The following is a 25,320-nucleotide window of genomic DNA, read 5'->3' as shown; positions in this document are numbered from 1 at the left end:
AGGTATAATTCGTTAGTTTTATGAATGCCATTGTTTGTTCGAATTCAGCGTTTTTTCAGCCAGAGCCATTATAATACTCACGGAATCCTGTAATCGAAAAGGAGTTTTCGCATGTCTAAGATGCTGCATAAGTCGTTTTATCCCATTTTGCTCGTGTTTGTGGCGGTATTTATTGCTTCGTCCTTGTTGGTTCGGGCACAGTACAACTACGCCTTGTATGGGGACAATCCCATTTTGGGCATGCAGCAGTGGAGTGTTTTTCTTCCGGTCATTCTTTTGCTTCTTGGTTCAGGTGTCGGGTTATATGCTCTGTGTCTGAAACTGAACAAATACAGCCCGAAGGTTGTTATTCCGATTGTGCTGTTATGTTCTCTGGTCATTCAGATCATCATCATTTTCGTATTTCCGAGAGTGCCTACCGATGATTCGCAGACCGTTCTTTCACTGGCCATGAACATGCTGTATGACCAAGACTACTCCTCGTTTGAAACGGGTGGTTATCTGCACATGTTCCCGTTTAACTACTCGATCGTGTTGTACTTGAAGACGTTGCTGTACCTGTTCCCGGATAACTATCTGGTCATCAAACTATTTAATATTTTGTTTTCAACGTTAACAACGTTCATGATTTATCTTATCTATAAACAAGTGAATGACAGATCCACGGAACGTGATTACGGTGTGTTGATCTTTGCAGCAACGTACCTGCCTTCCTTATTCCTTAACAACCTGATCTATAACGATGTGATTGCTACAGCATTTCTGACATCTTGTTTATACTTTGTTATTCGTTTTGTACGTGAAAAGTCTTGGAAAACAATCGTCATTGCCGCCGTTTTTCTCGCGATGGGTAATTACTTCCGAAGCATTGGCGTGATCGTGCTAATAGCTGCCATCATAACTATCCTGCTGAATATGCGGAGCATCGGAGCGAAGAAAGTTGTCATTTCCATCGGTGTGCTGGCTATGTTGTTTAATGTACCAACCTGGACTCAGAATGCGGTTCTTCAATCCTCTGGGGTAGTGAGCGAACCTGTTGGAGAGAATTCTGCACCGGTCTATATGTGGCTGAACATGGGGATTAATCTGGAGCGTTTTGGCTTCTGGGACAATATGGAGAGTTATCAGATCTATCAGAGGCAGGCCGACTACAATAAGGCTGAGAGCGCAGATTTATTCAAACAAGAGATTGGCAACAAGCTGTCTGAAGCAAGTGCGAGTGACTTGGTGCAGATGTATTACAAAAAGATCATATGGACCTGGACCGAAGGGACATACCAGATGGACCGCTACGGAATCGGCAATGAAAGTTCCATCGGTGCCGGAAGAGGAAGGGGAGGTGGAATCGCAGGCTCCTATAGTTACACGAATGTGATAACAGAACTGTTGCAAGGGGATTCGGCTTATCGGACGGGGTTACTCTGGATCGTATATGTGATGAATTTCTTGATGTACTGTTTTATTCTCATCCGGTTGGTCGGTGGTATTCGTCGTAAACGGTATGACGAAGTTTCATTGATCCTGGTTATTCTCGGATTCATCGGGTTTTATATTCTGTGGGAGATTAAGTCCAGATACATCTATCCTGTATATCCGCTGTTGGTTGTTCTGTCCTATATGGGGTTCAAAGATACGTATGACTTCATATTCCATCGTAAAGGTACCTTGGAGCAATATTCCCTGAGAAAAAGGTGAGCATATGCGAAAAAATAAATATTTCACATCGGTTACGTCACTCCTGCTGATGGGATGTTTGGTTATGCTGACGGCCTGCGATGTTATAACCGCCCAGAATATTACCAACACCGGTTCTGTGCAAGGCATGAATGGATTCGGCATGCCGAATGGCGGTGGCCTGGGCATGAATGGAGGAACGCCTAGAGGTGGAAGGGGTGGCACGGGTATGAATGACCGTACAGGCAGTCCAGACATGACGCAGGGGATGATGAATGCCGACATGATAGGTAGAGTCATTTCTGTGAATGGAAACACAGTCACGTTAGCGTTACTTGAGGTGCAGGACACCTCATCCCCAAGCATGGAATGGAAGGATACCGGAATGGAGATGAAATTAAATATAAGTGATGATGTTGCTATCACGGAAGGCATGGGGACGCCGCGCTCGGGCAATTCCAGCCCACGTGCGAATTCGTCCATTCAAGTGTCTGATCTTCAAAAAGAAAACATCGTGATGGTGTGGTATAAGGACAACACCGAGACGGTGGAACGGGTGATGGTTGTCCAGTAAAAAATGATGGAATTATCGTCATTTTGTAATTGCTTACATTTGGCTTATCGGCTATTATGGTAACAACTGGTTTTTTGAAGGGAGTGAGCGTCATGAAACGACGGTCTAAGATGGTATGTTCTATCACTACAATGAAGGTAAGCATAAACTGAATAATTCCGGCAGATAATTCAGATGCAGTGTGGGACACATCCGGTTTCCCAGTCGATCTGAGATCTGCTGATATATAGGGATATAACTGCTCATTTTTTCTGGCGTATGCGAGGTTTATTTGCTTGTGCAAATTTCTCATACACTCAGAATTTTTAAAAGCCGCAGGCATAGCCTGCGGCTTTTTGCGCGCCAAAATAGGCACTCGATGGCTACGAGCAATCCACATGAAATGATCAAAAAGGAGAAATGCCCATGTTAACATTAAAATATTTATTTCAACATAATGATCTTGCCGAGATGATTTTAAAGAATTGGAGTTATGATCCTGAATCGCTGGACATGTTTCAGTATTATCGTATATCCTCCAATGCCGTGTATCCGTTCAGAGATCAGGGGGAAGTGCGATTGCTTCGATTTGCCCCGGTAGAGGAAAAAAATCGAAGCAACCTCAGCGCTGAACTGGAGTTCCTCCGTTATCTTCGAACGAATCAGTATGGAGCCATGGAGCCTGTACCTGCCCATTCAGGGGCAGAACTCGTAGAGGCTCACACGCCATGGGGAACGTACTTTGCTTCCGTATTCAAGCGAGTACCCGGATCGCAGTTAGGAAGTATTGATTTGAATGACTCCATCCTGTACAGCTATGGTCAGGCATTGGGTGAGCTGCATCATCTATCGCGCACATTCATGCCTGAGCAGAAGGAGAAACGTTGGACCTATACAGACGTTTTGAATTGGATGCAGGAGATCCTGAAGGGTTTTCCTGGTGAGACGTCTGCTCTGAATGAGGTGGAGTTTCTCCGAACATATTTTGCAGCCTGGTCTGTGAACAAGCAAAATTTCGGACTCATCCACTACGATTTTGAACTGGATAATGTCTTCTATGATGAAGGTAGCCAGTCTTGTTATGCCATTGATTTTGATGACTCGATGTATCACTGGTACGCGATGGACGTGGAACAGAGTCTGGATAGTTTACGTGAGGAGATCGAGCCTGAACAATGGGAGCAGAAGAAGCAATTGTTCCTGAACGGGTATTGGTCCAAGGCGGGAGAATGTTATGATCTGGAGAGTATGTTCCCCGCTTGTCGCCGTTTTGCCAATCTATATGGATATGTGCGTGTGCTTCGGTCTGCTGCAGAGCAGTTTTCGCATGAGCCGGACTGGATGAATGGATTAAGAGCAAGATTGAGTCGGAAGATGACAGAACAAGCAGGGCAATTTGGTCATCCGATATAAAGTCTACACGTAAAAAGTTATATCCACCAACACATTGAACACTGAACATTGAACGTATGTCATGTCTCATATCAAAATCAGTCCTCATAACAAACAAACCAGCTGGGAATTCAATGTAGAATTCCTAAGCTGGTTTTTACATGTTACTCGGTATAATCACTTATCGCAGTTCGCCCCGCCTCTACACTGATCCAGTAGGCATAATCTTCGCGCACGTCCACATAGAGGTTAAGTTCCTTTGCATCAAGGTTACTTACCGTTAATTTGAAATTGCCATAGGCATCTGTTGTAACCTGCTGCGTTTGGATATACTCTACAGCAGGCGAAGGACCATGGATTTTGATCGGCATCGTCTGGTTGGCATACGCCGGGAACGTACCTTGAAGGACCAGCGTGTGATCGGCAGAATATACAGCTTTCATGGTCTGATCCGGTAATCCGCCGTTCTTTTCATTCTCGGTAGCTTCAGTGGCATTCTTAGGTCTGCTCCATAGTTCGAAGCCTTTTTCCTTCAGGTTCTGGAGAAATACAACGGCCTCTGCCCGGGTCAAGGATTCTTGTCCCGCATAACCTTGCACCGTAGCTGCTGTTTTTCCTGAAGAGTATCCCATGTTCAGCAGATACCGGATGGCATCGTCATCCTGGGTATAATTTTTACCGCCAAGCCCCGCCACGATTACGGCTACTTCTGTTCGGTTCAAGGCATGATTGCGCAGCTTCGGATTCTGTTTGCTGGCATCCAGATTTAGATTCAACGCGGAAGCATAGGTATAATAACGATCACTCCAGATGTTTCCTTTGATAGCTTGTCCCTGTGCAGCATCGATGCTCTGAATGACATGGGAATTCGCATACAGCTTAAACAACATGGAGAGGAATTCGGCTTCACTCACCTGATTGTTGGGTTTGAACGTTCCATCCTCGTATCCACTGACCATCTCCTGTTGAACGGCCCATTGAATGGCATCTTTCGCCCAATGTGTACGGACATCAGTTAATTGGGGAATTCCCGTTACCGTAACTGAGACAACCGCTTCTTTCCCTTCAAAACGAATCCGAATTTCGGCTTTACCAGCCTGAAGTCCAATGATTTTCCCATCCTTGATGGCAATGCGATCTGACGTTGTGGTGAAGGAAACGTTAGACTGTGGAACATAGGATGTTCCGTTATCATTCACGGCAGTGATCGAGGGCAGATCAATCTGTTCTCCTGCTCGAACGTTGAGGTCCCGTTGTCCTGGCGTTATACGGGTAAGTGTTGTATCTTGAACACCGTCAACATGGAAGAAACGTGTGGAGTATGAGATTTCCGCTGCTGTACCGTTTTTCTTTTGCAGACCTGTAATTCGAATGTTGAACGTATCGCCGTTCTTTAACAATTGCACATCGTCGGGACGGAAGATGATGGCGTAGCCATATCCATATCCACCTGTCTCTACATTGAAATAGGCTTGATTAAACCATTGTTTATCCGCAGGGTCCACGTTGTAATAACCGGTTGGAAAGCCACTGTTCTGATTCTTGGCATTAAAGGTCCACGTACGTTGATCGGAAGTCCGAGTCATCTCGACCTGTACCTCAGATAGTGATGGTTTCGCGAATACATTTGTATTCAGTTGAACAGACCAGGCCTGTGTACTGCCAAAGGCTTCGATTGGAAAAGCTCCCTGATTCGGGAACAGGCTGTAGTTGAACGAAGTTCCCCCAGTTCTGCTTTTATCAAATACCTGCATGGCACTATAGTACTGATCATATGTCTTGCCTGCTCCACTACGAGTGGCGAGTCCAAATCCGATTCGTTGCAGTTGTGGACTCAAAATCCAGCGCCGATGACCGAGTCGATCAATATTGGAGGCGTCTGAATCATTCATGTAGGCCTGAATGCTTTTTGTCAGGACGTTATCCTTGGCACTACTGGTAAGGTACAGATTGGAGCTGCTGGCAGACTTTGAACCGGTGTCAAAGAAATCCTTTGGCATATCTCCTGGCTGCTCTGGATAATGGGACAGGTATCCACCCGTGGAGACCACAACAGCCCCATGCTGGGCTTGACGATTTAATGCCGGATCAAGGACAAGATCGCCTTGTAGCCCTGTGATAAAACGATAAAAGTTGGCTGCGTTCAGCCCTTGTTCCAGATAGGCATCACTTACCACACCAGCAGAGTAGGGAGCACTTGTCGAAGGTGTCTCTATATACAGGGGAGATGTATCATTGCCATTCATCCACTGATTCCACTTTTGAACGATCTCCTGCTGACTTCGCTCAGGCAACAAACTGTCGACCTGTTCCGCATGTGCATCTTGAGCACCCCATAACAGAAACAGCAGGCCTGCCAAGGGCAGAGCGAACAGCGAATGCATTTTATTTTTCCGACAAATCATGTTTCCAACCCCTCTCATATCTGAACGTACAAAGAACATATGCATGTACAGCATTATGGTATATTCATCGACATTACAGCTTGTTTTGCTTAGAGCCAGGCATGGGGAGCATAAGGCCGAGCGTGTGAAGGAGGGCGTTTAAATAAGTGAAATTGGTGATTCATTTGTGAAAAAAAAGAGCACAGGCTACCCCGCTGATTCGGGACAGCTTATGCTCTTTCTACATATGTATCTACTTTTTCAGTCAAGACTCAGGTCGAAATCAGGCTCACACATATAATCTAATGGGTACAGATCATCTCGGGCCGAGATTAATGCACGGAAATGTAGATAAAGATTATTGTGCTGTACCACAATGCTACCAACACGATGGGGCATAAGTTCAGCCACGACGAAGACATCCTCGGCATTGTTACATTTAAAAAGAACATTTTTCGGATGAATGACTTCCTCCAGGTAACTGTATGTCATCACGTGAAATGTTTGTCCGCGCCAGTTTGTCTTGATCACTTTATAGGACTGTGTGCGAACCAGATCCAGATAACGTTCCAACTGGAACGTATGCTCAAATTGCGTAATGTAACCTTTTTTGTCCACATCAATCGTAAACTCCACATCATAGCTCACATGCATTTCATCTTTATAAGATCCGTTCATGACCTTCATGTTGTCAAAGTGTGATCCGAATTCCGGATCTTCCACATAGGGAATGGTAACGAGTTCAGGATCAACATGATCTGTAATTTGGCTGTTACTGGAAGGTGGGGTGTAATACTTCGATGGCTGAAGATCAATTGATCCAATCATGCTTCATGGGAAACCGGGGCTGCAAGTTATTCGCATAGTCATCTCCTTAGTTGTTGATCAGTAGTTAGACGAACGAGTAAGAATAAAGTTGCAACAGAATAAGGAAATGAAAGATCGAGCCAGTAGTTCACACTCCTGAGAAAATTTAGATCAGAGTCAGTATATTAATACTTCTTTATTTGAGATTTTGTTATATTCAGAAAAATATACTCTATATTTTTGATCTTTTACAATCCAAATTTCGTTAATTGTTTGTAGAGGGGGTGAGGGAGCGTTGAATGATGAAGAGCTTATTCAAGAAATTCGTGAAGGTAGCCGAGCTGCCATGGAAGTACTGGTGAAACGGCATTATAAGTCGATATTTGCTTATGTTTACCGAAAAACTGGAGAGTACCATACTGCTTATGATCTCACTCAAGAGGTATTTGTAAAAATGATGAATTCCCTGAACAAGTATCAGAACACAGGACAATTCAGTCACTGGCTACTGAAGATTGCAGTGAACCATTGTAGAGATTATTATCGTGGCCGGGAGTTCAAGCAGCAACAAAGAGAGAGTGAATTAACTGAGGATGCGTTCCCTGCCAGTGAAAAACAGAATGTTTGGAATATTTTTCATAAGCAATTTCAGAACGAGCAAGTCAGGCGGGCAGTATTAAGTTTGCCTGATCACCAGCGAGATGCAGTCATTCTAAACTATTACAATGGATTGAAGATCAGGGAAGTTGCTGAACTTACGGGAACCAACGAATCGACCGTGAAGTCACGCATTCGATTGGGGATAACGAAATTAAAGGAGATTATTGTGGGAGGTGAACGTGATGAAAAGCAGAGGAAACGGAGATGAATCGAATCCTGTAGCAGAGTTGGAAATAGAAGAGTACAACGAAATTGCCTCATACCTGGATGAGTATCCGGTTGAGTTTCCATCCGAGATGGAGATTGACAAGACAATTAGAATACTGGATACATATATGCCAGATCACATGAATGCTCACCTGAAACAAAAATCATCTGGGAATTCAGTTAAGGAATTGTTTCAGTTAGTTTATGGTGAGGTCGCTGTCTTCCACAAATCTTACTGGTTAGTCTGTTCAATGCTCTTGTTGTTCGGCTATTGGCTAGGTACCCACAGTACGACAGACCCGTACATGAGTGTGTTCTTTATAGTTCCTGTCCCATTTGTACTTGGTTTGCTAGAAGTTTTCAAAGGTCGAGATCAAGGATTAATGGAAATCGAGCTGACCTGCAAAATTACAGCACAGCAACTGATGCTTACCCGTCTAATCGTAGTGCTCATTGGGAACATGGCGTTTGTTTTTTTGCTTAATTTACTTATATCAAACGAAACAGGTGTTTCCATATCATGGAGTGCTATCAGCCTTTCGTATACACAGCTTATGATCGCAGCAGGTACAAGTCTATGGCTCGCGATGCGTATCAGAGGTGGGACAGCCGTCAGTATCTTTTTAATTGTGTGGTTCGCACTGGTTTGGCTTGTACTAAGTAATCCCGAATTGAAGACTCTACTTCAAACGATCCAGCCCACAGTACTTATAGCGATGGCTCTATGCGGAGTCCTACTATTAATCAGTCAGATCTATGAGATGGCAAGAAAATATACATTACAGACAGAAAGAGGTTACTCCTTTGATACTGACCATGGATAACGTATCTAAGAAATACAGGAACAAGTTGGCGGTAAAAGAAGTCTCACTGGAACTATCCAGTGGTGGTGTTTACGGTCTCCTTGGGCCGAATGGAGCAGGGAAGACAACATTGCTTCGCATGATTGTAGACATTTCCAAGCCCACGTCTGGACAAATTTTGTTGAACGGGCGGTCTATCCAAAACATGGGAGACAGTTATCGAAGTTTGTTAGGCTACATGCCGCAACGATTTGGATTTTATAACCGATTCAGTGCTTATAAGTTTCTCATGTATATGTGCTCTTTGAAAGGGATCGGTATTAATCAAGCTTCAGCACGTGTGCAGGGAACGTTAGTGATGGTGGGCCTTGAAAATCAAGCACAACATAAAATCCGCACATTCTCCGAAGGAATGAAGCAGCGATTGGGAATTGCCCAAGCTTTGCTGAATGATCCACAAATTTTGATTCTTGACGAACCTACAGCTGGATTGGATCCCAAAGAGCGAATTCGATTTCGTAACATTATCGGCGAGCTGGGAAGAGATCGTATTGTAATGTTATCTACGCATATCATTTCTGATTTGGAGTTTTCATGTAAGGAGATGATTCTGATGAATGAAGGGCAGCTAATCGCCCATAATACTCCGCAAGAGATTATAAACCGGATGAAAAATACCGTATGGAAAGCGAAATTGAATTCGCAGCAACTTGCTGATCTTACCTCTCATTTCAAAGTAAGTGGTTTATCTTATGAGTCAGATGGAATCGTAGCCCGAATTCTGGCCAAAGAACAGCCTGTTCCGCAAGCCGTACCAGAATCACCTCGGCTTGAAGATGTGTATATGCACTATTTTGGAGAGGAGACGAAGTCTTGATTCGTTTAACTCAATTCGAGTTTTATAAAATTATAACGCGTAAAAGTATTGGTATAGCAATGTCTATGTTAATTGTTTTTCTAGTCGTATACTCTTTTTGGAGGCATCCTGGGATAATGGATGGTTCCGCTTTTTACAAACCTTATGAAGGTCCTATTACAACAGAGAAGGTAAAAATCGCACATAATCAATATGATTCCATTTGGGATAGTACCAAAGGTAGATACCAGTATGGTGCATTTTACGATATTGTGTTTTTTTCTCCAGAAACGATGAAGAACAGCACACGATATGATGATCGTGGCAACATTTTGGAGCGAACAGTGAATGTATCCGAGATTTATTATAATAAACCTTGGGGCTACCTTCTGGAATACATTGATCAATTCGGTGTAGTTTTTATGATGATTATGATTCTGCTAGGGTTGGCTCCAGTATTTACCGAAGAATATGTACTAGGTACAGCATCACTACTGCGTAGCAGCAAAAGAGGCAAAAGCAAGCTCGTATCAGCAAAATGCATTGCTTCCATATTGTACGTTGTGATGTGTGTCGTTTTATTTACTGGGGTAAACTTGGTTTTATATTGGTTAAGGTTTGGTAATCTAGCTGGGGCGGATACTTCCATACAGAGCGTGGGCATGTATGTTTACAGCTTTGATTATGAGTTCTCACCATATACGTTTACTGCTTTTCAATATTATTTAGTTCAATTGTTTACTCATATAGCAGGTAGCTTGGTCTTTGCATCTGTTGTTTTACTGGTATCCGTCCTCAGTTCTACATCCTTTATAGCTATAATTGTGAATACCGTGATAGTAGGTCTGCCATACTTGGCCTTTGACGTATTAAATTTGAATTCCGGGTCATTAAATTGGGTCGAGAAATTTTCGATAAGTACAATGATACGGGTAACAGGGCTTTATCAAACACCAATAAACTATTCCTTATTCGGACTGAATATGTCTTATTTAACGTTATATATAGTTGTGATGGCTTTCATGACTGTTTCGACTATACTTGCCACATATCGTATATTCCACGGCCGGGAAGTGTTTTCTTGAGTGAAGCTATGAGTAATTCCTTTTTAGAAATAAGGTTCGCAGTCACTGCGGACTTTTTTTATTTGCAGGTATACTGGCACTATTTCCAATCTACTTACTCTTTTGATACAGTATCTGTAGGACATATCGGAGGTATATATTATGTATGGAACAATGTTTTCATGAATGGGTCATGGAGAACCGTGCCCCATATCGCTCTCGAGAGGAGTCCATCTAATGAATGTGAATGATAAGGTGATCGAACAGCAGTCCCTTACCTTTGTGGGCATCAAACGAACGTTCTCTTGTGTGGATGGTGAGAATTTAAGAGAAATTCCTAAGATGTGGCAGGATGCTTTGGCAGACGGAATTGAGGAACGTTTAAACGGGTTCAATAACGGAGCCATTCCCGGTCTGGTGGGCATCTGTGTAGATCAGAGAGAGCTGCAGGACAATCAAATGGAGTATTGGATTGCTACCTCTCACTCAGGTGAAGTGCCTGAAGGTTTGGTTTCCATCGAACTTCCCGCGTCCCATTGGGTTGTATTTGAGGCCGATGAATTAGAGCCGGAGGCGATACAACGCTTGTGGCACCATATTATGACAGATTGGTTTCCCTCCACTTCATATCAGCATGCAGGGATTCCGGAACTTGAAGTGTATAGAGGTCACGGCACACCTCCCCAAGTCTGGATACCTGTAAAATCTGTGTGAGCAAAATTGAATTAGGAGGTCTACGATGTTATCTAATAAAGTAATTGATCATTGCCAGGAGCAAGGCTGGTGGCATGAAGATGTTCCAGCAGCATACGAAGAAGCATTGCGGAAGCTTGAGATTGATCTTCAATCGGATTTCGCACAATTTTATCTATATGCAGAGGATGGACCGACTTTTTACAGCAGGCATCAGGAGTTGTATCAGATCTGCTGGTTTATGGAGAACACTGTATATATGGAAGACATGAATGTAGCACAGCTTACACTGGGACTTCCCGAGGCGTATATTCCACTGGACAGTTTTGAAGGTGAAGGTGGATTTTTCTACAACCGTCAGACGGGAGAAGTGGTGCTGGTGGAACTGGGCGAATCGATTGAACGGTTTCTTAATGGCGAGAGTGAGCCGCAGTGGGCTGATTTCAATGCTTTTCTGGAGTGGTATTTCGTCCTGGGGGAGGAGACGGTGCAATGAAAGATCTAACACCGGAACATGCCGAACTGGAGCGACAAATTGTAGAAACGGTAGAAGCCGGTAATGTGCTGGATGAGACGCAACAACATGAACAAGCACTTATCTATTATGATCAGGCATGGGGCATGTTGCCCGAGCCTAAGATGGAATGGGAGATTGCAAGCTGGATCGCATCCTGTCATGCGAATGCACATATCGATCTGAAGCAGTATGAACTGGCGAAGCCGTGGGCTGAGATATCGTTAAGTACGCGGAGTTCGGATAGAAGTACGAGTCCGTTGATCGATCTCGGCATGATCTGCATGAGACTTGAACAGCATGACGAGGCGTATTCGTATTTGCATCAGGCGTATGAGTTCGGCAAAGAGCGGGCATTCCAGGGAAGCCCAAGGGACGTGTTGAACTATTATAAGGAAGAGCGCGCCAAGCGTACCTAGAGTGATTCCGACCATACCATGAAACGAAAAGGGTACCCCGTTTTGGCCAAAATATGACCACAGGAGTACCCTTTCGAGTTGAATATTCGTTTATTACAGGATGTTCGACTTCATCTAATCCGAAATGTTACGCGTATAGTATTCAATAATATCCTTACGACGGATAATACCGAGGAAGACACGATCGACATCCACCACGGGCACAAAATTTTGGTCTGCTGCAAGTGTCAGCATATCCTCCATTTCAGCCTCAATGAATACACATTCATTATATACCCGATTGTTAATCTCATGGACTTGAACCTGATCCATCGTATCAAAAGTCAATCCGGGTGTATTTCGCATTTTCCATAACAAATCGCCTTCGGACAGGGTAGCAACATATTTTCCATCCTGGTCAATCACGGGAATGGCGGTGTAGTGTTGCGATTCCAATTGCTCAATAGCATCTTTCATGGAAGCGGTAGACTTGATATAGGCCACTTCGGCTTTGGGGAGTAAAAAATAGCTGATTTCCATCATCGGGCTCCTTTTCAGCCTTTTGCATAGCAAAAAAGCTTTAGTATGTAATCTCACTCTTCTTATTTAAACATATTATGTGAGCTTTCGGCTATTTTTAATGATAAATTCGTCAGATTTGTTTCATTGTTTAAATGACTCTGGAAATCTATAGTGTATATTAGAGGTGATGTAACCATGAAATCCAAACGTAAATTAATGTACGGACTGCTGCCCATCTTGTTTGCAGGTGGAATCGGAATGTATCTATACATGCAGAATAACAAAGAAGCAGAGGCTAAACCCCAGACTACCGTGAATCAATACATAGAGCATCTGCAAAAAAAAGAATTTGACCAGTTGTACAGCTTGATGACACCTGCTTCGCTGCAAGAGTCGGGCATGAACAAGGAACAATTTGTTGAGAAATACAATGCGATCTATTCGGGTATGGAAGTATCCACCGTCAAAGCGGAGGTTCAGCCTGTGGATGTTGCCGAAACGGCTTCCGATGGCAGTAAGACTGATACAGATAAACAAAACCCGGATACGTATGAGGTGGATTATAATCTGCAACTGACAACTTTTTTGGGAGAAGTCAGTGAGACGCATACATTGAAACTGGTCCGGCAAGAGCTTGAGGACGGAGGCAAAAACTGGCAAATAAACTGGCAGCCTTCGCTGATCCTGAATGACATGGTTAAGGGCAGTAAGGTACGAGTGAGGACGCTGTTCCCGGATCGTGGAGACATTGTAGATCGTGATGGTTTGCCACTCGCTACCAAGGGAACGATGAATGAATGGGGCATTGTACCGGAGAAACTTGGTGATAACCCGGACCAGATGATTACCCGAATCGCGAGCCATTATCAGGTTTCGGAAGATGCCATTCATAAGGCGCTTGCTCAGACATGGGTGAAGCCGGAGTATTTTGTCCCGATTGGTTCAACGGAGGAGTTTGACGTGCCAGAATCTTTAAGCGGGGTTACGATGCAAAGCAAGGAAATCCGTTATTATCCACTCGGCGAGGCGGCTGCGCACCTGATTGGTTACGTGCGCAAAGCCACCAAGGAAGATCTGGATAAGGATACGGAAGGGTATTATCGTGCCGAGGATTGGATCGGTAAAGCGGGTTTGGAGCAGTCCATGGAGAAACAGCTGCGTGGTGAACGTGGTGGTCTGATCGAAATCACCGATGAATCCGGTAACTCCCGTTCTGAGCTTATTCGTAAGGATGCTGTAGATGGACAGAATGTTCAGCTGACGATTAGCTCCAAACAGCAAAAGAAACTGTATCAGACATTATCCAGCGGAGGAGACGCAGGTGCGATGGTTCTGATGAATCCGACGGACGGCAACCTGCTGGCGTTGGTTAGTGCGCCTTCCTATAACCCGAACAAGATGGTTACAGGGCTTACTCAGGCAGAGTGGGATGCTTATTCGGCGAATGAGAAGCTTCCTTTTATCAACAGAGTCACTACCCGGTATGCACCAGGATCAACCTTCAAAGCGATTACAGCCGCAGCGGGACTGATGGAGAAGGTGACCACAGCGGACAAAACACATGATATCTCTGGCTTGCAATGGCGCAAAAATGATAGCTGGGGCGGTTACTATGTTAAGCGTGTGAAGAGTTTATCCCCGGTTAACATGGTCGATGCTCTGGTGTACTCGGACAATATTTACTTTGCCATGGAAGCGATCGAGATGGGCAGCGCCAAGTTTATTGATGGGATCCAGAAGTTTGGTTTTGGCGATAACTTTGGACTGGATGAACTGTATCTGAAGCCAAGCCAATATGCCAATGAAGCACATCTGGATCTGTCGTCTGAGGTATTACTCGCTGATACGTCCTACGGGCAAGGGGAGATGTTGATGTCCCCGATTCATCTGGCATCGTCATTTACACCTTTTATTAATGAGGGGAAACTGGTGAAACCTGTTCTGATCGAGGGAAAAGAAAGCACTGAGCCTGAGGTAATCATTACTCCGGAAGCCGCAAATACGGTTAAGGATGCATTGGGAGAAGTTGTTTCCCGGCAGGGAGGTACCGCCCACTCCTTGAACTCAATTCCTGGGGGACTCGCGGGCAAGACAGGAACAGCAGAACTGAAAGCGAAGAAGGGAGAGAAGGGACAGGAAAACGGATTTTTCGTAGTATTTGATACCGACTCTCCGACCTTCCTGTTATCCGCTGTAATTGAAGAGGTGAACGGCCGGGGCGGAAGCCACTATGTCGTGGATAAATTAAAGCCTTTCTTGGAAAAGTTGGAGATTGCGCAGTAACTCTGATTTAATATATAGCCTCCGCAAACATAATGAAAAGACCCGGTCACCATGTTATAGTTCGAACATGAGACTGGGCCTTTTTTGTTTCATTTTATTCAATATGGAATCATTTAATTCCGAGCAGTAATCACAAGTTGGAATATCACTAATTGTATTCAATTGACAGCGTATTCGCGAGGTGTTATTTTGAGGTGGAATCTATTCTATGAGTTCGAGGTGATCGATGGTGGCTATTCGTGCTAAGCAGATTTTTGTCAATTTACCTGTTCAAGATTTGAAGAAATCCGTTGAGTTTTTTACCAAGGTGGGGTTTGAGTTTGACGCCAATTTTACGGACGAGTCTGCTACTTGTATGATCATCGGGGAAAATATTTACGCCATGCTTCTGGTGGAGGAACGTTTCCAATCCTTCATCTCGAAAAAAATCTCCAATGCTGCCGATACAACCGAAGTCATCGTTGCCCTGTCTGTAGATAGCCGTGAGCAGGTAGATGTGATTGTACAAGCTGCCCTTGATGCAGGAGCGAAGCCATCCAACGAACCACAAGATCACGGATTCATGTACGGATGGAGTTTTCAGGATCTGGATGATCATCTGTGGGAAGTCTCCTATATGGATCTAAGCGCTTTTCCTTCGGCGTGACAAAATGAAAATAAGTAGAGCCTTCCTATAGTTTATAGGAAGGTTTTTTTGCATCCATTTATTATCGGAAGTATGCATTCACACATCCCCATGTACATGGACATGAATAGGATAACCCGAGCTTGTTAAAAACGATCACAGGGAGATGACCATGACTCGTTCAAACGTGAAAAGTTATCGCTATCGTATTGGAAAAAAGCAATATATCGTAATCCAGATTCACCAAACCGCGAAGGGTTATGCCGATTCAGGGAATGTACTTGCAAGTAATGCAGTCAACGTGCAGATCATGAAACAGAAAGGTCGCCGTTCTTCTCGCAGACGTTAGTCTGGCAGCAAAGAAGAGAAGTAGGGAGGGGGATGAATAATGAGTACACGCAGAAAGAAAGCAAAACAGGTTAACCGGGTGGACGTGGACAAAAGCCGTTTGAAATTCCAGGCACGACAGTCAGCCAAAGCTTCGGTTGGACAGGGCGGTAATGCATTTGCGATCAATGCCAACGAACTGGGCAACATCCGGGTGCGCGCAGGACAGCAATAATAAACTAGATCGAGGTACCATACGAGGATGGTCAGTTGAAGATATTGCATGGTAAAGGTAAAAAAGTGAAATGATTGTGGAGGGAGAGTTGGCCAATGTGCCAATTCTCCTTTTTCATTGCTTATATTCGATACATCTGTTAAAATACAGAACGAATGTTCAGTATGTATGGAACGGAGTGAAATGGAATGAATATGAATAAAAAGCAACTTCAAACCGAGCAGACCAAGAAGAAACTTGCGGATGCTTCCAAAGCCCTTTTTGTACAAAAAGGTTATAAAGCAACGTCCATTGAGGATATTGTAGCTGCGACGGGCAGCAGCAAGGGCAATATATATTACCATTTTAAAAGTAAGGAAGGTCTGTTCCTCTATCTAATTGATGAGTGGGACCGGGAGTGGGAAGAGAGCTGGGCGGCCAAAGAACATCTGTATCGCACCTCCACGGAGAAGATTTACGGACTAGCTGAACAACTCGTCATGGATGACATGAATCACCCGCTGACGAAGGCAGCTGATGAGTTCTTCACAGGGGAAAAGAAAGAAAATGATATTGAGGAGCGGATCTCCTTAATGTTTGAGCGGCATATTCAATTTAATAAACAAATGATAGAGCAAGGCATTGAGAGCGGTGAGTTCAAAGCAGACAATGTAGATCATCTCGCGCTCATATTAGAAAGTACCATTATTGGTCTTAGCCAGATGTCACGGGGGATGGAGCCTGATCAGGCTCTTGCGTTATACCGCCAGGCCGCCAGTGTATTCTTACATGGGATTGCAAAAGATAAAGCTTAAGCAACATTTTGACAACTACGGAGGATGGAATCATGGCATTACTAACACGGAACAGGGGCGCATTGCTGCTGTTAATGTTTAATATTTTTCTTGTTTTTACGGGTATTGGTCTGGTTGTGCCGATCATGCCTGCGTATATGGATCTCCTGCAGATCACCGGATTCACGGTTGGATTGCTGGTAGCGGCATTTTCCTTCACTCAGTTTCTGTTCTCCCCGCTTGCGGGTCGATGGTCGGATACGTGGGGACGTAAAAAAATTATCGTTGGCGGTATGCTGATCTTTGCCGTATCGGAGTTTATGTTTGGTGCCGTCAATGCACCAGTCTTGCTCTTCGCTGCCCGCATGCTTGGTGGTATTGGTGCGGCGATGATCTTCCCGGCGGTTATGGCTTACACCGCAGATATTACAACAGAGGAAGAACGCGGCAAAGGTATGGGATTGATTAATGCAGCGATTACAACCGGATTTATCATCGGCCCGGGAATTGGTGGATACATCGCAGACTTTGGCATTCGAATTCCGTTCTACGCCGCAGGGGTTGCCGGGTTGCTGGCATCAATTATCACATTGATTATTTTGCCTGAATCCACGCGAAGCACAGGAGAGCAAACTAAACCTGTAGCTGGCGCAGAGAAGGTCAAAGCTCCGGGTATGGTATCCCAATTGCTCAATTCATATCGTGAACCGTACTTTTTCAGCTTGATTATCGTGTTTGTTATGGCATTTGGTCTGGCGAACTATGAGACGGTATTTTCACTATTTGTGGATCACAAATTTGGCTTCACGACCAAAGACATTGCATTCATTATTACTTTTGGTTCCATCGCGGGTGCAGTTGTACAAGTATCTCTGATCGGTTGGTTGCTCAACCGGTTTGGTGAAAAGATGGTCATTTCGGTCTGTCTGTTATTTGTAGCCGTATTTGTATTGTTGACCTTGTTTGTAAGTACGTACTGGATGATTCTCGTCGTAACGTTTATCGTCTTTCTGGGTATGGATATTTTACGTCCGGCGATCAGTACACAGATGTCCAAACTGGCACAAGAACAACAGGGCTTTGTGGCCGGACTGAACTCGGCGTATACCAGTTTGGGGAATATCGCAGGTCCAATCGTAGCTGGAGCACTGTTCGATGTGAATATTAACTATCCTTATGTTTCGGCAGCTGCCGTTCTGGCGATCTGTTTCCTGTTATCCCTACGAGTACTCAGAGGGGCCAAAGCGGTAAAACAACCGAAGGCTGAAATGTAATTTTATAATTGGAAAAGAAAGCATCCATATCAATGCATCAACACCAAAAAAGTCGACTGCACATGAAACATGTGCAGTCGACTTTTTTAATAGTACGGTATTAACGAATTTCTCCATTCGTTTCAATCAGTTTTTGATACCAGTGGAAACTCTGTTTGCGGATACGTCTCAATTCCTTAATATCGAATTCCTCACGATCCACATAGATGAAGCCATAACGTTTGCTTGATCCTTGATGTGTGCTAACCAGATCGATCGCAGACCAAGGGCAGAAGCCAAATACATCCACGCCGTCCGTGATCGCCAGTTGAATCTGTTCGATATGTTTATTGAAGAATTCAATACGATATGGATCGTTAACCACGTCGCCTTCCTCCAGTTTATCAAAGGCACCCAGACCGTTTTCCGTAACGATCAATGGCAGATGATAACGGGAGTAGATCTGACGCAGGGTGGAGCGGAAGCCGACCGGATCAATTTCCCAGCCAAACTCCGTTTTTTGCAGATTGGGATTCACAGATCCTCTATATGCGCCCGGTTCACCTACGATTTCATGCTGGTCTCCTGTATGGGAGAAGTCATTACCATCGTTCAGACTTTCACCAACCGTTTGAGAAGTATAGTAGTTAAACGCAATAAAGTCAGGGTTTCCTTGCGCCAGGATATCCATATCTCCGTCTTCAATGACAGGTGTATATCCTTTCTCTTCGAGATAACTCCAGGCAATATGATTATAACGTCCATATACCGCCATATCGAGATAGAGCCAGTTACGAATGGCAGCATAGTTATCAGCTGCGAGCGTATCTTCCGGTTTGGAGCTCGCTGGGTAGATTACGCCGATGTTGGGCGCTGGACCAATTTTGGCTTCAGGCAGCATTTCATGACACAGGACCATGGCTTTAGCTTGAGCAACCAGCATGTGGTGATTTTGCTGATATAGTGTTTTTTGCGGATCAACAAGTGTTGTATCCAGTGTACCCAGAGAGCCGGGATGCAGGATCAGCATATTTTGTTCGTTAATGGTCAACCAATATTTGACCCGATCTCCGTAGTTCTCATAAAGGGTCTTGGCATATTGTTCAAAAGCATCAATCGTTGCACGGTTGGACCAGCCACCTTTTTCTTCAAGTGCATAAGGAAGATCGAAGTGATACATCGTCACAATGGGTTCAATACCGTATTTAATTAACTCATTAATGAGAGAATCGTAAAAGGCGAGCCCCTTCGGATTCACTTCACCCGCTCCTTGCGGATAGATGCGTGTCCATGCGATGGAGAAGCGGTAGGCTTTAAAGCCCATTTCGGCGAGCAACGCCACATCTTCTTTGTACATATGATAGTGATCACTGGTTACCTTGAAGTCGGTTACGCCTTCCACATGATTGCCCATGTCGATGACAGAAGGACCTTTGCCATCTTCATTCCAGGCTCCCTCGATCTGATAGGCAGAGGTTGAACCTCCCCAGAAGAAATCTTTAGGAAATGGTTTCAGTTGAGTATGTTTCATGGTTAGTTCCTCCTAAGTTGAATTCATAATATATAAGTTGTGTCAGACAACGAGAGTCAGCAGGACATCATTTTTCTGTACTTGCTCTTGATTTGTTTCGAACACATCCACTTCTTGCTGCGTTAGGGTAACAATGACAGGTGTTACGGTTTCGTATCCGGCTTCCTTGATCTTATCGATGTCAAACTGGATCAACAGATCGCCCTGTCTGACGATATCCCCTTCCTGAACGACAGGAGAGAAATGTTTTCCCTTCAGCGCTACTGTGTTGATGCCAACATGAATCAGAATTTCTGTTCCTGCGTTTGTTGTTAACCCGATGGCATGTCCAGTCGGGAAGAGGGAAGTGATAACACCATCCACCGGAGCGACAACTTCACCAATCTCAGGGACAATCGCCAATCCTTTGCCCATAGCACCAGTCGAAAAAGCTGGGTCGTTAATGGTACTCAGTGCTACGGCTTTACCTGTAAGTGGGCTATATATTTGTTCCTTTTTGATTTCTGTTGTTTTGGTCTCAGGTACGACAGGAAGCTCTACCGGCGTACTTTCAGCAGATGTGCTGGAGACAGATTCATTTTTCTCGGAAACTGTGTCTTTCGTTTTGCTTTCATAACCAAACATCACGGTTAATACCGCAGCTACCGCAAAGGAGCAGGCAATCGCAATTACGTAGACAACCGTTGGTGTATAGACAGGAATGGCAAATATATTGTGGAACACATAAGCACTCATTTTAACACCAAAGTGACCATTGATGGCACCGCCGATCGCACCTGCGATAACCACGATAGGAATCACACGTTTATAACGTAGGATCAGGCCGTATACGATTGGTTCAGTGACACCTGCAAGTAAACCGGTAAGGCTGGTCGAGCCAGCAAGGGTTCGCAGGGTTTTGTTCTTTTTGGCTTTCAGGAAAATACCGAACGCTACACCGATTTGTGCAAATACGGCTGCAGCAGCCATGGCTTCGATCGGGTCGCCGCCAAGCCCGATATTCTGAATCGTGATTGGAGTAAAGCCCCAGTGGAGTCCGAATACAACCATGAAGGTCATGAATCCACCCAGTACAACCCCTGATAATATACCGCTGACGCCAATGAGCCAAGTTACGCCGGAGGAGATCCAGTCACCTACCGTAGTACCGAACGGTCCGAAGGCCATAGCGGATAGAGGAACCATAATCATCAAAGCAATCATCGGTACAAGGAACAATTGCAGGTCTTTCAAAATGATTTTCTTAAGTAACTTATCCAGAACAGCGTAGATGCTAATTGATATGAAGATTGGGAATACGCTGGCTGAATAATTCATCATGACAACCGGTATGCCCAGGAACGATACATCTGAGCCTTTATCCATCAGTCCGGTGAAGTTCGGCTCCATCAGAGCGGCACCAATTACACCAGCTACATAAGGATTGGCTTTCAGCTTCATACCCAGTGTGATGCCGAGGAAAATGGGCAAGAAATAAAATACAGCGTTGCCGGCAGCGGACAAAATCAAGTATGTGTCACTTGTATCAGACATCCACCCAAGCATCGTCAAGACAGTCAGCAAAGCTTTTAGCATACCTGATCCTGCCATAGCCGGGATTAACGGCGAGAAACTTCCCGATATAATTTCAAAAACTTTGGATAATAGCGAGGTTTTTTCTCCTGTGGACTCAGCCGATGAGGAGGAATCTCCTCCGAAATCCCGGTTTTTCATGATCTCCGCATATACATGAGCCACGTTACTACCGATGACCACCTGGAACTGGCCGCCGCTTTCGACAACGGTAATAATGCCTTCATGCTTCTCAAGCGTTTCACGTTCGGCCTTTTTCGAATCTTTCAGGTCGAATCTCAGCCGGGTCGCACAGTGGACAAGACCATTGATATTGGCTTCTCCGCCGACGAGACGAACGATGTCATCCCCCATTTTTTTATGATCCATGTTCATTCTCCTTTGTTGTTAAGATTGCCTGAAAACAAAAAAATACCTAAACGAATGGCTATGATCATCGGAAAGATGACCTGTTGCCAATCATTTAGGTATCGCCTGCTTAAGCAGTAACAATCCTTGTCGTTAAGTTGTGAGACCTACTATATATGACGCCGAAATCGTTTGCAAGCTTTTTTTATTCCGTGTCCAGCAACTCGTTACGGGAAGTGACACGTTGAATATGGATCGTTAAATACACCTTTTCATCAATGGACATGGCACTTTCAAACTTTTCCTCAAGGTACTGATTGATCCGTTGTGTGCACTCAAAAGCCTTGCTGTATTTGTCCTTCACCTGTTCATACAGAAAGTTATCTCCTGAAGCAAATTGCTCCTGTTCATTACTCAGCATTCTCTGGACAAAGTATTGCAGATGAGTAATAAACCGGGAATAATTAAACGAATTTTCATCCAGGGCAATTTGGTAATGATTAGTCACAATATTGAAGATATCATCAATAACTTCGGTAATTTCAACGGTTTGTTTCATGCCTTGAGCATCTTGGCGTGCGTTTACAAAATGCATGGCAATAAAACTTGCCTCATGTTCATCCATCTGGATGCCGAATTGCTCCTGGATCAGCTCCACAGCGTTCATTCCAATCCCAAATTCCTTTTTGTAAAACTTCTTGATCTGCCACAAAAGGGAATTCTTCAGCCCGACGGATTTACGGTACCGGGTAATGGCAAACTGAATATGATCGATCAATGATATATAGATATTATCACTAAAAATATCGCCCATTTCCTTTTTGGCATGGCCTACAATTTCGTCCGCCAACTTCAAATATTCGACCGACGTTTCTCCAATCAGATCAATGAGTTTTTGCGGTATTTTATCCGATTTCAGCACAAAAGTTTTTTCAATTTTATCCTCATCCACGGGTTGTCCGTTTTTCTTTTTGAAGCCAAGACCGTTGCCAATGACAACAAATTCGTGACCAACCTGGTTCTCAGCCCGGATGACATTGTTGTTAAAAATCTGACGGATGATCATATATGTGTTTCACCTCAATTGGTCGTAATAATAACAAAAAACCCAAACTAAGGCTTAAATAGACAGCCTTGGTTTGGGTATCGCCTGCTTACCAGTAACAATCCCGAAGAAGACGCAGCTTCCTCTTTCAATTATGTCCACTATACCGCTTTCATAACAGAATAACAATACAATGATTTATGGAAATGGACGTAAAGACGTGGATTTTTGGTATAATAAGAAATGCTGGAAGTGAATTAGATGGGCTGGGTTGCATAATAAGTTACCGAGGACGGTCATTTTTAAGCATATACAGGATTATTGGAGTGATAACATGAGCAATGCAAAAGGAAAAGGCGGCACCGGCCGTGGTACGGGTAAAAAAGGCTGGAACCGTTGGCAAGCCGCTGCTAACCGGGCGAAAAGTGCACCGAAGCCTTATAAAAGTAAAGGCACAAAGAAGAAGGACGATACCGAAACTTCAAGTGGCAAGCCCGAGTAAGTATGGCTTGACGATGCCAGAGGAGAGAGCTGCCTGACTAACGGGTGGGTCTCTTTTTGCTTGAAAAGATAAAAAATTAAATTGACAGTATTGTAGATATGGTAATAATATAGAGCTTACGCAAATTAGATGGTAGTGCTACTATATAGAGAAAGGAGCATCAGCATGCCTGTTAATATGGATGAAAATCCACTTGGACTGATTCTGTCACGGACGTATCTGGCATACAAAAAAACAACAACCAGAAATCTGAGCGAACAGGATATTACGCCGGAACAATTTGCAGTCTTGAATGAATTGAGCAAGGCTGGAAGCCATATATCACAGAAAAAACTGGCTGAATTAACAGTGCGGGACCAGACAACGGTAGGCAAAATTATAGACAAGTTGATTCGCAAAGGTCTGGTGACAAGAGAAGAAGATCCACAGGACCGCAGAGCGGTTTTACTTTGTTTGACGGCGGAAGGACTGGAAATGAATAACGTTCTGACACCAAAGGCAAAACAGCAAGAGCAAGAGGCACTCGCTGAATGTTCCCCTGAAGAGCTTGAAGCATTCATGAATGTGATGAATCGCATCTATGAAAAGATGAAATAAATTTTTTTGGGCAAATATGTGCACGTGCATATATGTGTAGTGCAATTATTTCAATTTTAACTAACGGGAGTCGTGAACGAATGAAAAGCTTCAAAGATTTTCTTAAAGTGCCACAGACAAAAATAGGGTTGGTTTTTGCATTGATTGTTCCGCTGTTATTTGTTGTGATCTGGATGACGGGTTATCATCAAGCCACGGAGAGAGTGGATCAACTTCAAGTTGCTCTGGTGAACGAAGACGGGACACAGGGAACAGAGGTGCAGAAGCAGATTGAAACGCTCGCGCCTTTCCATGTTAATGTACTGGAATCTGCCGAGGAAGCTGAGCAACAGATGAATGCAGGTAATTACGCGATGGTTATTGTGATTCCAGATGGGTTTGCTGACCAGATTGGCGGCGGTACAGACGCAAGCTTGTCCTTTTATATCAATCAGGGAAATGCTGATGTAGCCAAATCGATTGTGGAACACGCGGCGACTGGAATGACTGCACAAATGGGACAAGGGATTCTGGAATCCAAGGTTCAAGTGACACTCAATGACGATAGTACAAACAGCGATGAACTGAGTGCAGCCATTGGACAAGCGATGGCGAAGATGAATGAAGGGCCTGTGAAGGCTGAAATTAATAAAACGAACAGCGTAAGTGATTTTGCAACATCGATGCTGCCCATGATTCTGGGTTTTATCACCTATATTGCTTCGATGACTATGAACATTCAGTTCAATATTACGTCGAATATCATGAAACGTAACCACTCAAAATGGGAGATCTTCTGGGGACGGCAATTGCTGTTATTGTGTATAGCTGTGATCGTTCCTCTGATTGTGGATACAGTAGCTCTTCAGTTCACGGATGTTGCGAGCTCCTTCGGCGCTTTGTATCTGTATCATGTGCTTGTGAGTCTGGCTTGTATCTGTTTTACACAAATGAGTTTTGCCCTGTTTGGCAATGCAGGCCCTCTATTTAATGTAGCGATGGTTCCACTCCAGTTGATGACTGCAGGAAATATCATTCCAGCCGAGATGCTGGCGCCATTCTACCGTTATATCGGAAACTTTCTGCCCGCTTCCAATGGGGTACAGGGATTTATGCGTTTGATCTATAGTGGAGAAGCAGTGGGGGGATACATGGTTCATCTTCTGTTGATCTCGATTATTACGTGGGGAATTACGTTGCTGCGAGTTGGCATGCAAAAAGCAGGTAATGGACAAATGACGATGACGCCTCCAGCATCAGCACAGGCACAACATTAAGGGTTTCCTTCTATATATAATGTAATAACACCCAAGAAAGTGGTTCACGTATAGCAATATGCGTGCATCACTTTTTTTGTTTATCTTCTATAGTAATTCTACTTATACTCGTGGTAACTTACAGAGCACCCCGGTAATCTTGAAAGACGTTGATAAAAGGACAACCTAAATTGAGCATATTAATGAAGCTGAATTATATGAGAGGAGATGTAGGCTAATAAGTTTAAAATCAATTAGACATGTATGGCGATGTATGAATAGAAAGAGTGTCGTTTAAGCTATAAAAACTTTACACGGGGATAGAGGAGAGCTACACAGTAAAGGTAGTTGATTTGTAGTAAATGAATTTTATTAAATTAAGTATTGTAATTAATATCTATACGTGATATATTATTAGTCCGGCCAAGAAAACACGGTTTACACGGTGCGGTAAGCAAATCAAATAA

The 25,320-nt window shown here is 44.0% G+C and carries 25 protein-coding genes; 19 read left to right on the top strand and 6 right to left on the bottom strand.

The features are described 5' to 3' along the window. Window positions 1-111: 111 nt before the first annotated feature. From MHI14_RS26800 to MHI14_RS26790, 3 genes are all read left to right on the top strand, one after another. A complete protein-coding gene (locus MHI14_RS26800; protein ID WP_133387325.1) occupies window positions 112-1,695 on the top strand; it encodes an ArnT family glycosyltransferase in 1,584 nt (527 codons plus the stop codon). A gap of 4 nt (window positions 1,696-1,699) precedes the next feature. Next, window positions 1,700-2,248, top strand: coding sequence for a hypothetical protein (locus MHI14_RS26795; protein ID WP_133387324.1), 549 nt, complete (start codon window positions 1,700-1,702; stop codon window positions 2,246-2,248). A gap of 405 nt (window positions 2,249-2,653) precedes the next feature. Further along, window positions 2,654-3,640 carry a phosphotransferase enzyme family protein gene (locus tag MHI14_RS26790; protein ID WP_133387323.1) on the top strand — a complete coding sequence of 329 codons (987 nt, stop codon included), beginning with the start codon at window positions 2,654-2,656 and terminating at the stop codon, window positions 3,638-3,640. Window positions 3,641-3,783: 143 nt separating this feature from the next. On the opposite strand, the gene MHI14_RS26785 is transcribed toward MHI14_RS26790, so the two are convergent. Next, window positions 3,784-6,024 carry an S-layer homology domain-containing protein gene (locus MHI14_RS26785; RefSeq protein WP_165980440.1) on the bottom strand — a complete coding sequence of 747 codons (2,241 nt, stop codon included), beginning with the start codon at window positions 6,022-6,024 and terminating at the stop codon, window positions 3,784-3,786. A gap of 240 nt (window positions 6,025-6,264) precedes the next feature. Further along, complete coding sequence (locus MHI14_RS26780; RefSeq protein WP_133387321.1) at window positions 6,265-6,831, bottom strand: hypothetical protein; 567 nt, start codon at window positions 6,829-6,831, stop codon at window positions 6,265-6,267. Between the two features lie 274 nt (window positions 6,832-7,105). Here MHI14_RS26780 and MHI14_RS26775 point away from each other — a divergent pair, with 274 nt between their 5' ends. The 7 genes from MHI14_RS26775 to MHI14_RS26745 all read left to right on the top strand — a co-directional run bounded on the left by MHI14_RS26775 (window position 7,106) and on the right by MHI14_RS26745 (window position 12,026). After that, window positions 7,106-7,678, top strand: coding sequence for an RNA polymerase sigma factor (locus tag MHI14_RS26775; protein ID WP_240768323.1), 573 nt, complete (start codon window positions 7,106-7,108; stop codon window positions 7,676-7,678). Then, window positions 7,653-8,501, top strand: coding sequence for a hypothetical protein (locus MHI14_RS26770; RefSeq protein ID WP_133387320.1), 849 nt, complete (start codon window positions 7,653-7,655; stop codon window positions 8,499-8,501). Before MHI14_RS26775 ends, MHI14_RS26770 begins: the two co-directional genes overlap by 26 nt. Next, window positions 8,494-9,357 (top strand): ABC transporter ATP-binding protein, encoded by an 864-nt coding sequence (locus MHI14_RS26765; protein ID WP_341131639.1) that lies wholly within the window; start codon window positions 8,494-8,496, stop codon window positions 9,355-9,357. Before MHI14_RS26770 ends, MHI14_RS26765 begins: the two co-directional genes overlap by 8 nt. After that, entirely contained in the window at window positions 9,354-10,421 is a 1,068-nt protein-coding gene (locus tag MHI14_RS26760; protein WP_133387318.1) for a hypothetical protein, read from the top strand. Before MHI14_RS26765 ends, MHI14_RS26760 begins: the two co-directional genes overlap by 4 nt. Window positions 10,422-10,637: 216 nt before the next feature. Further along, window positions 10,638-11,114: a GyrI-like domain-containing protein gene (locus MHI14_RS26755; protein ID WP_133387317.1), complete on the top strand. Its 477-nt coding sequence runs from the start codon at window positions 10,638-10,640 to the stop codon at window positions 11,112-11,114. 25 nt (window positions 11,115-11,139) lie between these two features. After that, a complete protein-coding gene (locus MHI14_RS26750) occupies window positions 11,140-11,589 on the top strand; it encodes a hypothetical protein (protein ID WP_339312213.1) in 450 nt (149 codons plus the stop codon). Beyond that, window positions 11,586-12,026 (top strand): hypothetical protein, encoded by a 441-nt coding sequence (locus MHI14_RS26745; RefSeq protein WP_133387315.1) that lies wholly within the window; start codon window positions 11,586-11,588, stop codon window positions 12,024-12,026. Before MHI14_RS26750 ends, MHI14_RS26745 begins: the two co-directional genes overlap by 4 nt. A gap of 114 nt (window positions 12,027-12,140) precedes the next feature. Here the strand turns inward: MHI14_RS26745 and MHI14_RS26740 are convergent, their stop codons facing one another. Continuing rightward, window positions 12,141-12,545: a CBS domain-containing protein gene (locus MHI14_RS26740; RefSeq protein ID WP_047840578.1), complete on the bottom strand. Its 405-nt coding sequence runs from the start codon at window positions 12,543-12,545 to the stop codon at window positions 12,141-12,143. A 177-nt stretch (window positions 12,546-12,722) separates the two neighbouring features. Here MHI14_RS26740 and pbp4 point away from each other — a divergent pair, with 177 nt between their 5' ends. The 6 genes from pbp4 (at window position 12,723) to MHI14_RS26710 (ending at window position 18,044) form a co-directional block, all read left to right on the top strand. Then, window positions 12,723-14,810, top strand: a complete 2,088-nt coding sequence (gene pbp4, locus MHI14_RS26735; RefSeq protein WP_341131638.1) for a penicillin-binding protein PBP4(5) — start codon at window positions 12,723-12,725, stop codon at window positions 14,808-14,810. 229 nt (window positions 14,811-15,039) lie between these two features. Continuing rightward, complete coding sequence (locus tag MHI14_RS26730; RefSeq protein ID WP_133387314.1) at window positions 15,040-15,456, top strand: VOC family protein; 417 nt, start codon at window positions 15,040-15,042, stop codon at window positions 15,454-15,456. Window positions 15,457-15,607: 151 nt separating this feature from the next. Further along, the gene (locus MHI14_RS26725; RefSeq protein WP_176873166.1) at window positions 15,608-15,784 is read left to right on the top strand and encodes a hypothetical protein; all 177 of its coding nucleotides are present in this window, start codon (window positions 15,608-15,610) and stop codon (window positions 15,782-15,784) included. A 39-nt stretch (window positions 15,785-15,823) separates the two neighbouring features. After that, window positions 15,824-15,997, top strand: coding sequence for a hypothetical protein (locus MHI14_RS26720; protein WP_341131637.1), 174 nt, complete (start codon window positions 15,824-15,826; stop codon window positions 15,995-15,997). Window positions 15,998-16,191: 194 nt separating this feature from the next. Then, on the top strand, window positions 16,192-16,791 hold the full coding sequence (locus MHI14_RS26715) for a TetR/AcrR family transcriptional regulator (RefSeq protein ID WP_091038948.1): 600 nt from the start codon (window positions 16,192-16,194) through the stop codon (window positions 16,789-16,791). A gap of 32 nt (window positions 16,792-16,823) precedes the next feature. Continuing rightward, a complete protein-coding gene (locus MHI14_RS26710; RefSeq protein WP_091019627.1) occupies window positions 16,824-18,044 on the top strand; it encodes an MFS transporter in 1,221 nt (406 codons plus the stop codon). Window positions 18,045-18,144: 100 nt separating this feature from the next. Here MHI14_RS26710 and MHI14_RS26705 read toward each other — a convergent pair whose 3' ends face one another. The 3 genes from MHI14_RS26705 to licT form a co-directional block, all read right to left on the bottom strand. Next, window positions 18,145-19,554: a glycoside hydrolase family 1 protein gene (locus tag MHI14_RS26705; protein WP_074093605.1), complete on the bottom strand. Its 1,410-nt coding sequence runs from the start codon at window positions 19,552-19,554 to the stop codon at window positions 18,145-18,147. Between the two features lie 42 nt (window positions 19,555-19,596). Further along, window positions 19,597-21,495 (bottom strand): beta-glucoside-specific PTS transporter subunit IIABC, encoded by a 1,899-nt coding sequence (locus tag MHI14_RS26700; RefSeq protein ID WP_341131636.1) that lies wholly within the window; start codon window positions 21,493-21,495, stop codon window positions 19,597-19,599. Between the two features lie 184 nt (window positions 21,496-21,679). Continuing rightward, window positions 21,680-22,540, bottom strand: a complete 861-nt coding sequence (gene licT, locus MHI14_RS26695) for a BglG family transcription antiterminator LicT (protein WP_133387310.1) — start codon at window positions 22,538-22,540, stop codon at window positions 21,680-21,682. A 313-nt stretch (window positions 22,541-22,853) separates the two neighbouring features. Between licT and MHI14_RS26690 the strand changes: the two genes are divergently transcribed. The 3 genes from MHI14_RS26690 (at window position 22,854) to MHI14_RS26680 (ending at window position 24,874) form a co-directional block, all read left to right on the top strand. Next, complete coding sequence (locus MHI14_RS26690; RefSeq protein ID WP_074093608.1) at window positions 22,854-23,021, top strand: DUF3934 family protein; 168 nt, start codon at window positions 22,854-22,856, stop codon at window positions 23,019-23,021. 177 nt (window positions 23,022-23,198) lie between these two features. Further along, window positions 23,199-23,618, top strand: a complete 420-nt coding sequence (locus MHI14_RS26685; protein WP_341131635.1) for a MarR family winged helix-turn-helix transcriptional regulator — start codon at window positions 23,199-23,201, stop codon at window positions 23,616-23,618. A gap of 80 nt (window positions 23,619-23,698) precedes the next feature. Next, complete coding sequence (locus tag MHI14_RS26680) at window positions 23,699-24,874, top strand: YhgE/Pip domain-containing protein (RefSeq protein ID WP_133387309.1); 1,176 nt, start codon at window positions 23,699-23,701, stop codon at window positions 24,872-24,874. Window positions 24,875-25,320: the final 446 nt, after the last annotated feature.

Source organism: Paenibacillus sp. FSL K6-2393 (assembly GCF_038002545.1).
Classification (GTDB): Bacteria; Bacillota; Bacilli; order Paenibacillales; family Paenibacillaceae; genus Paenibacillus.
Note: the sequence above shows the minus strand (reverse complement) of the source record. Positions and strands in the feature narration are given on the sequence as shown.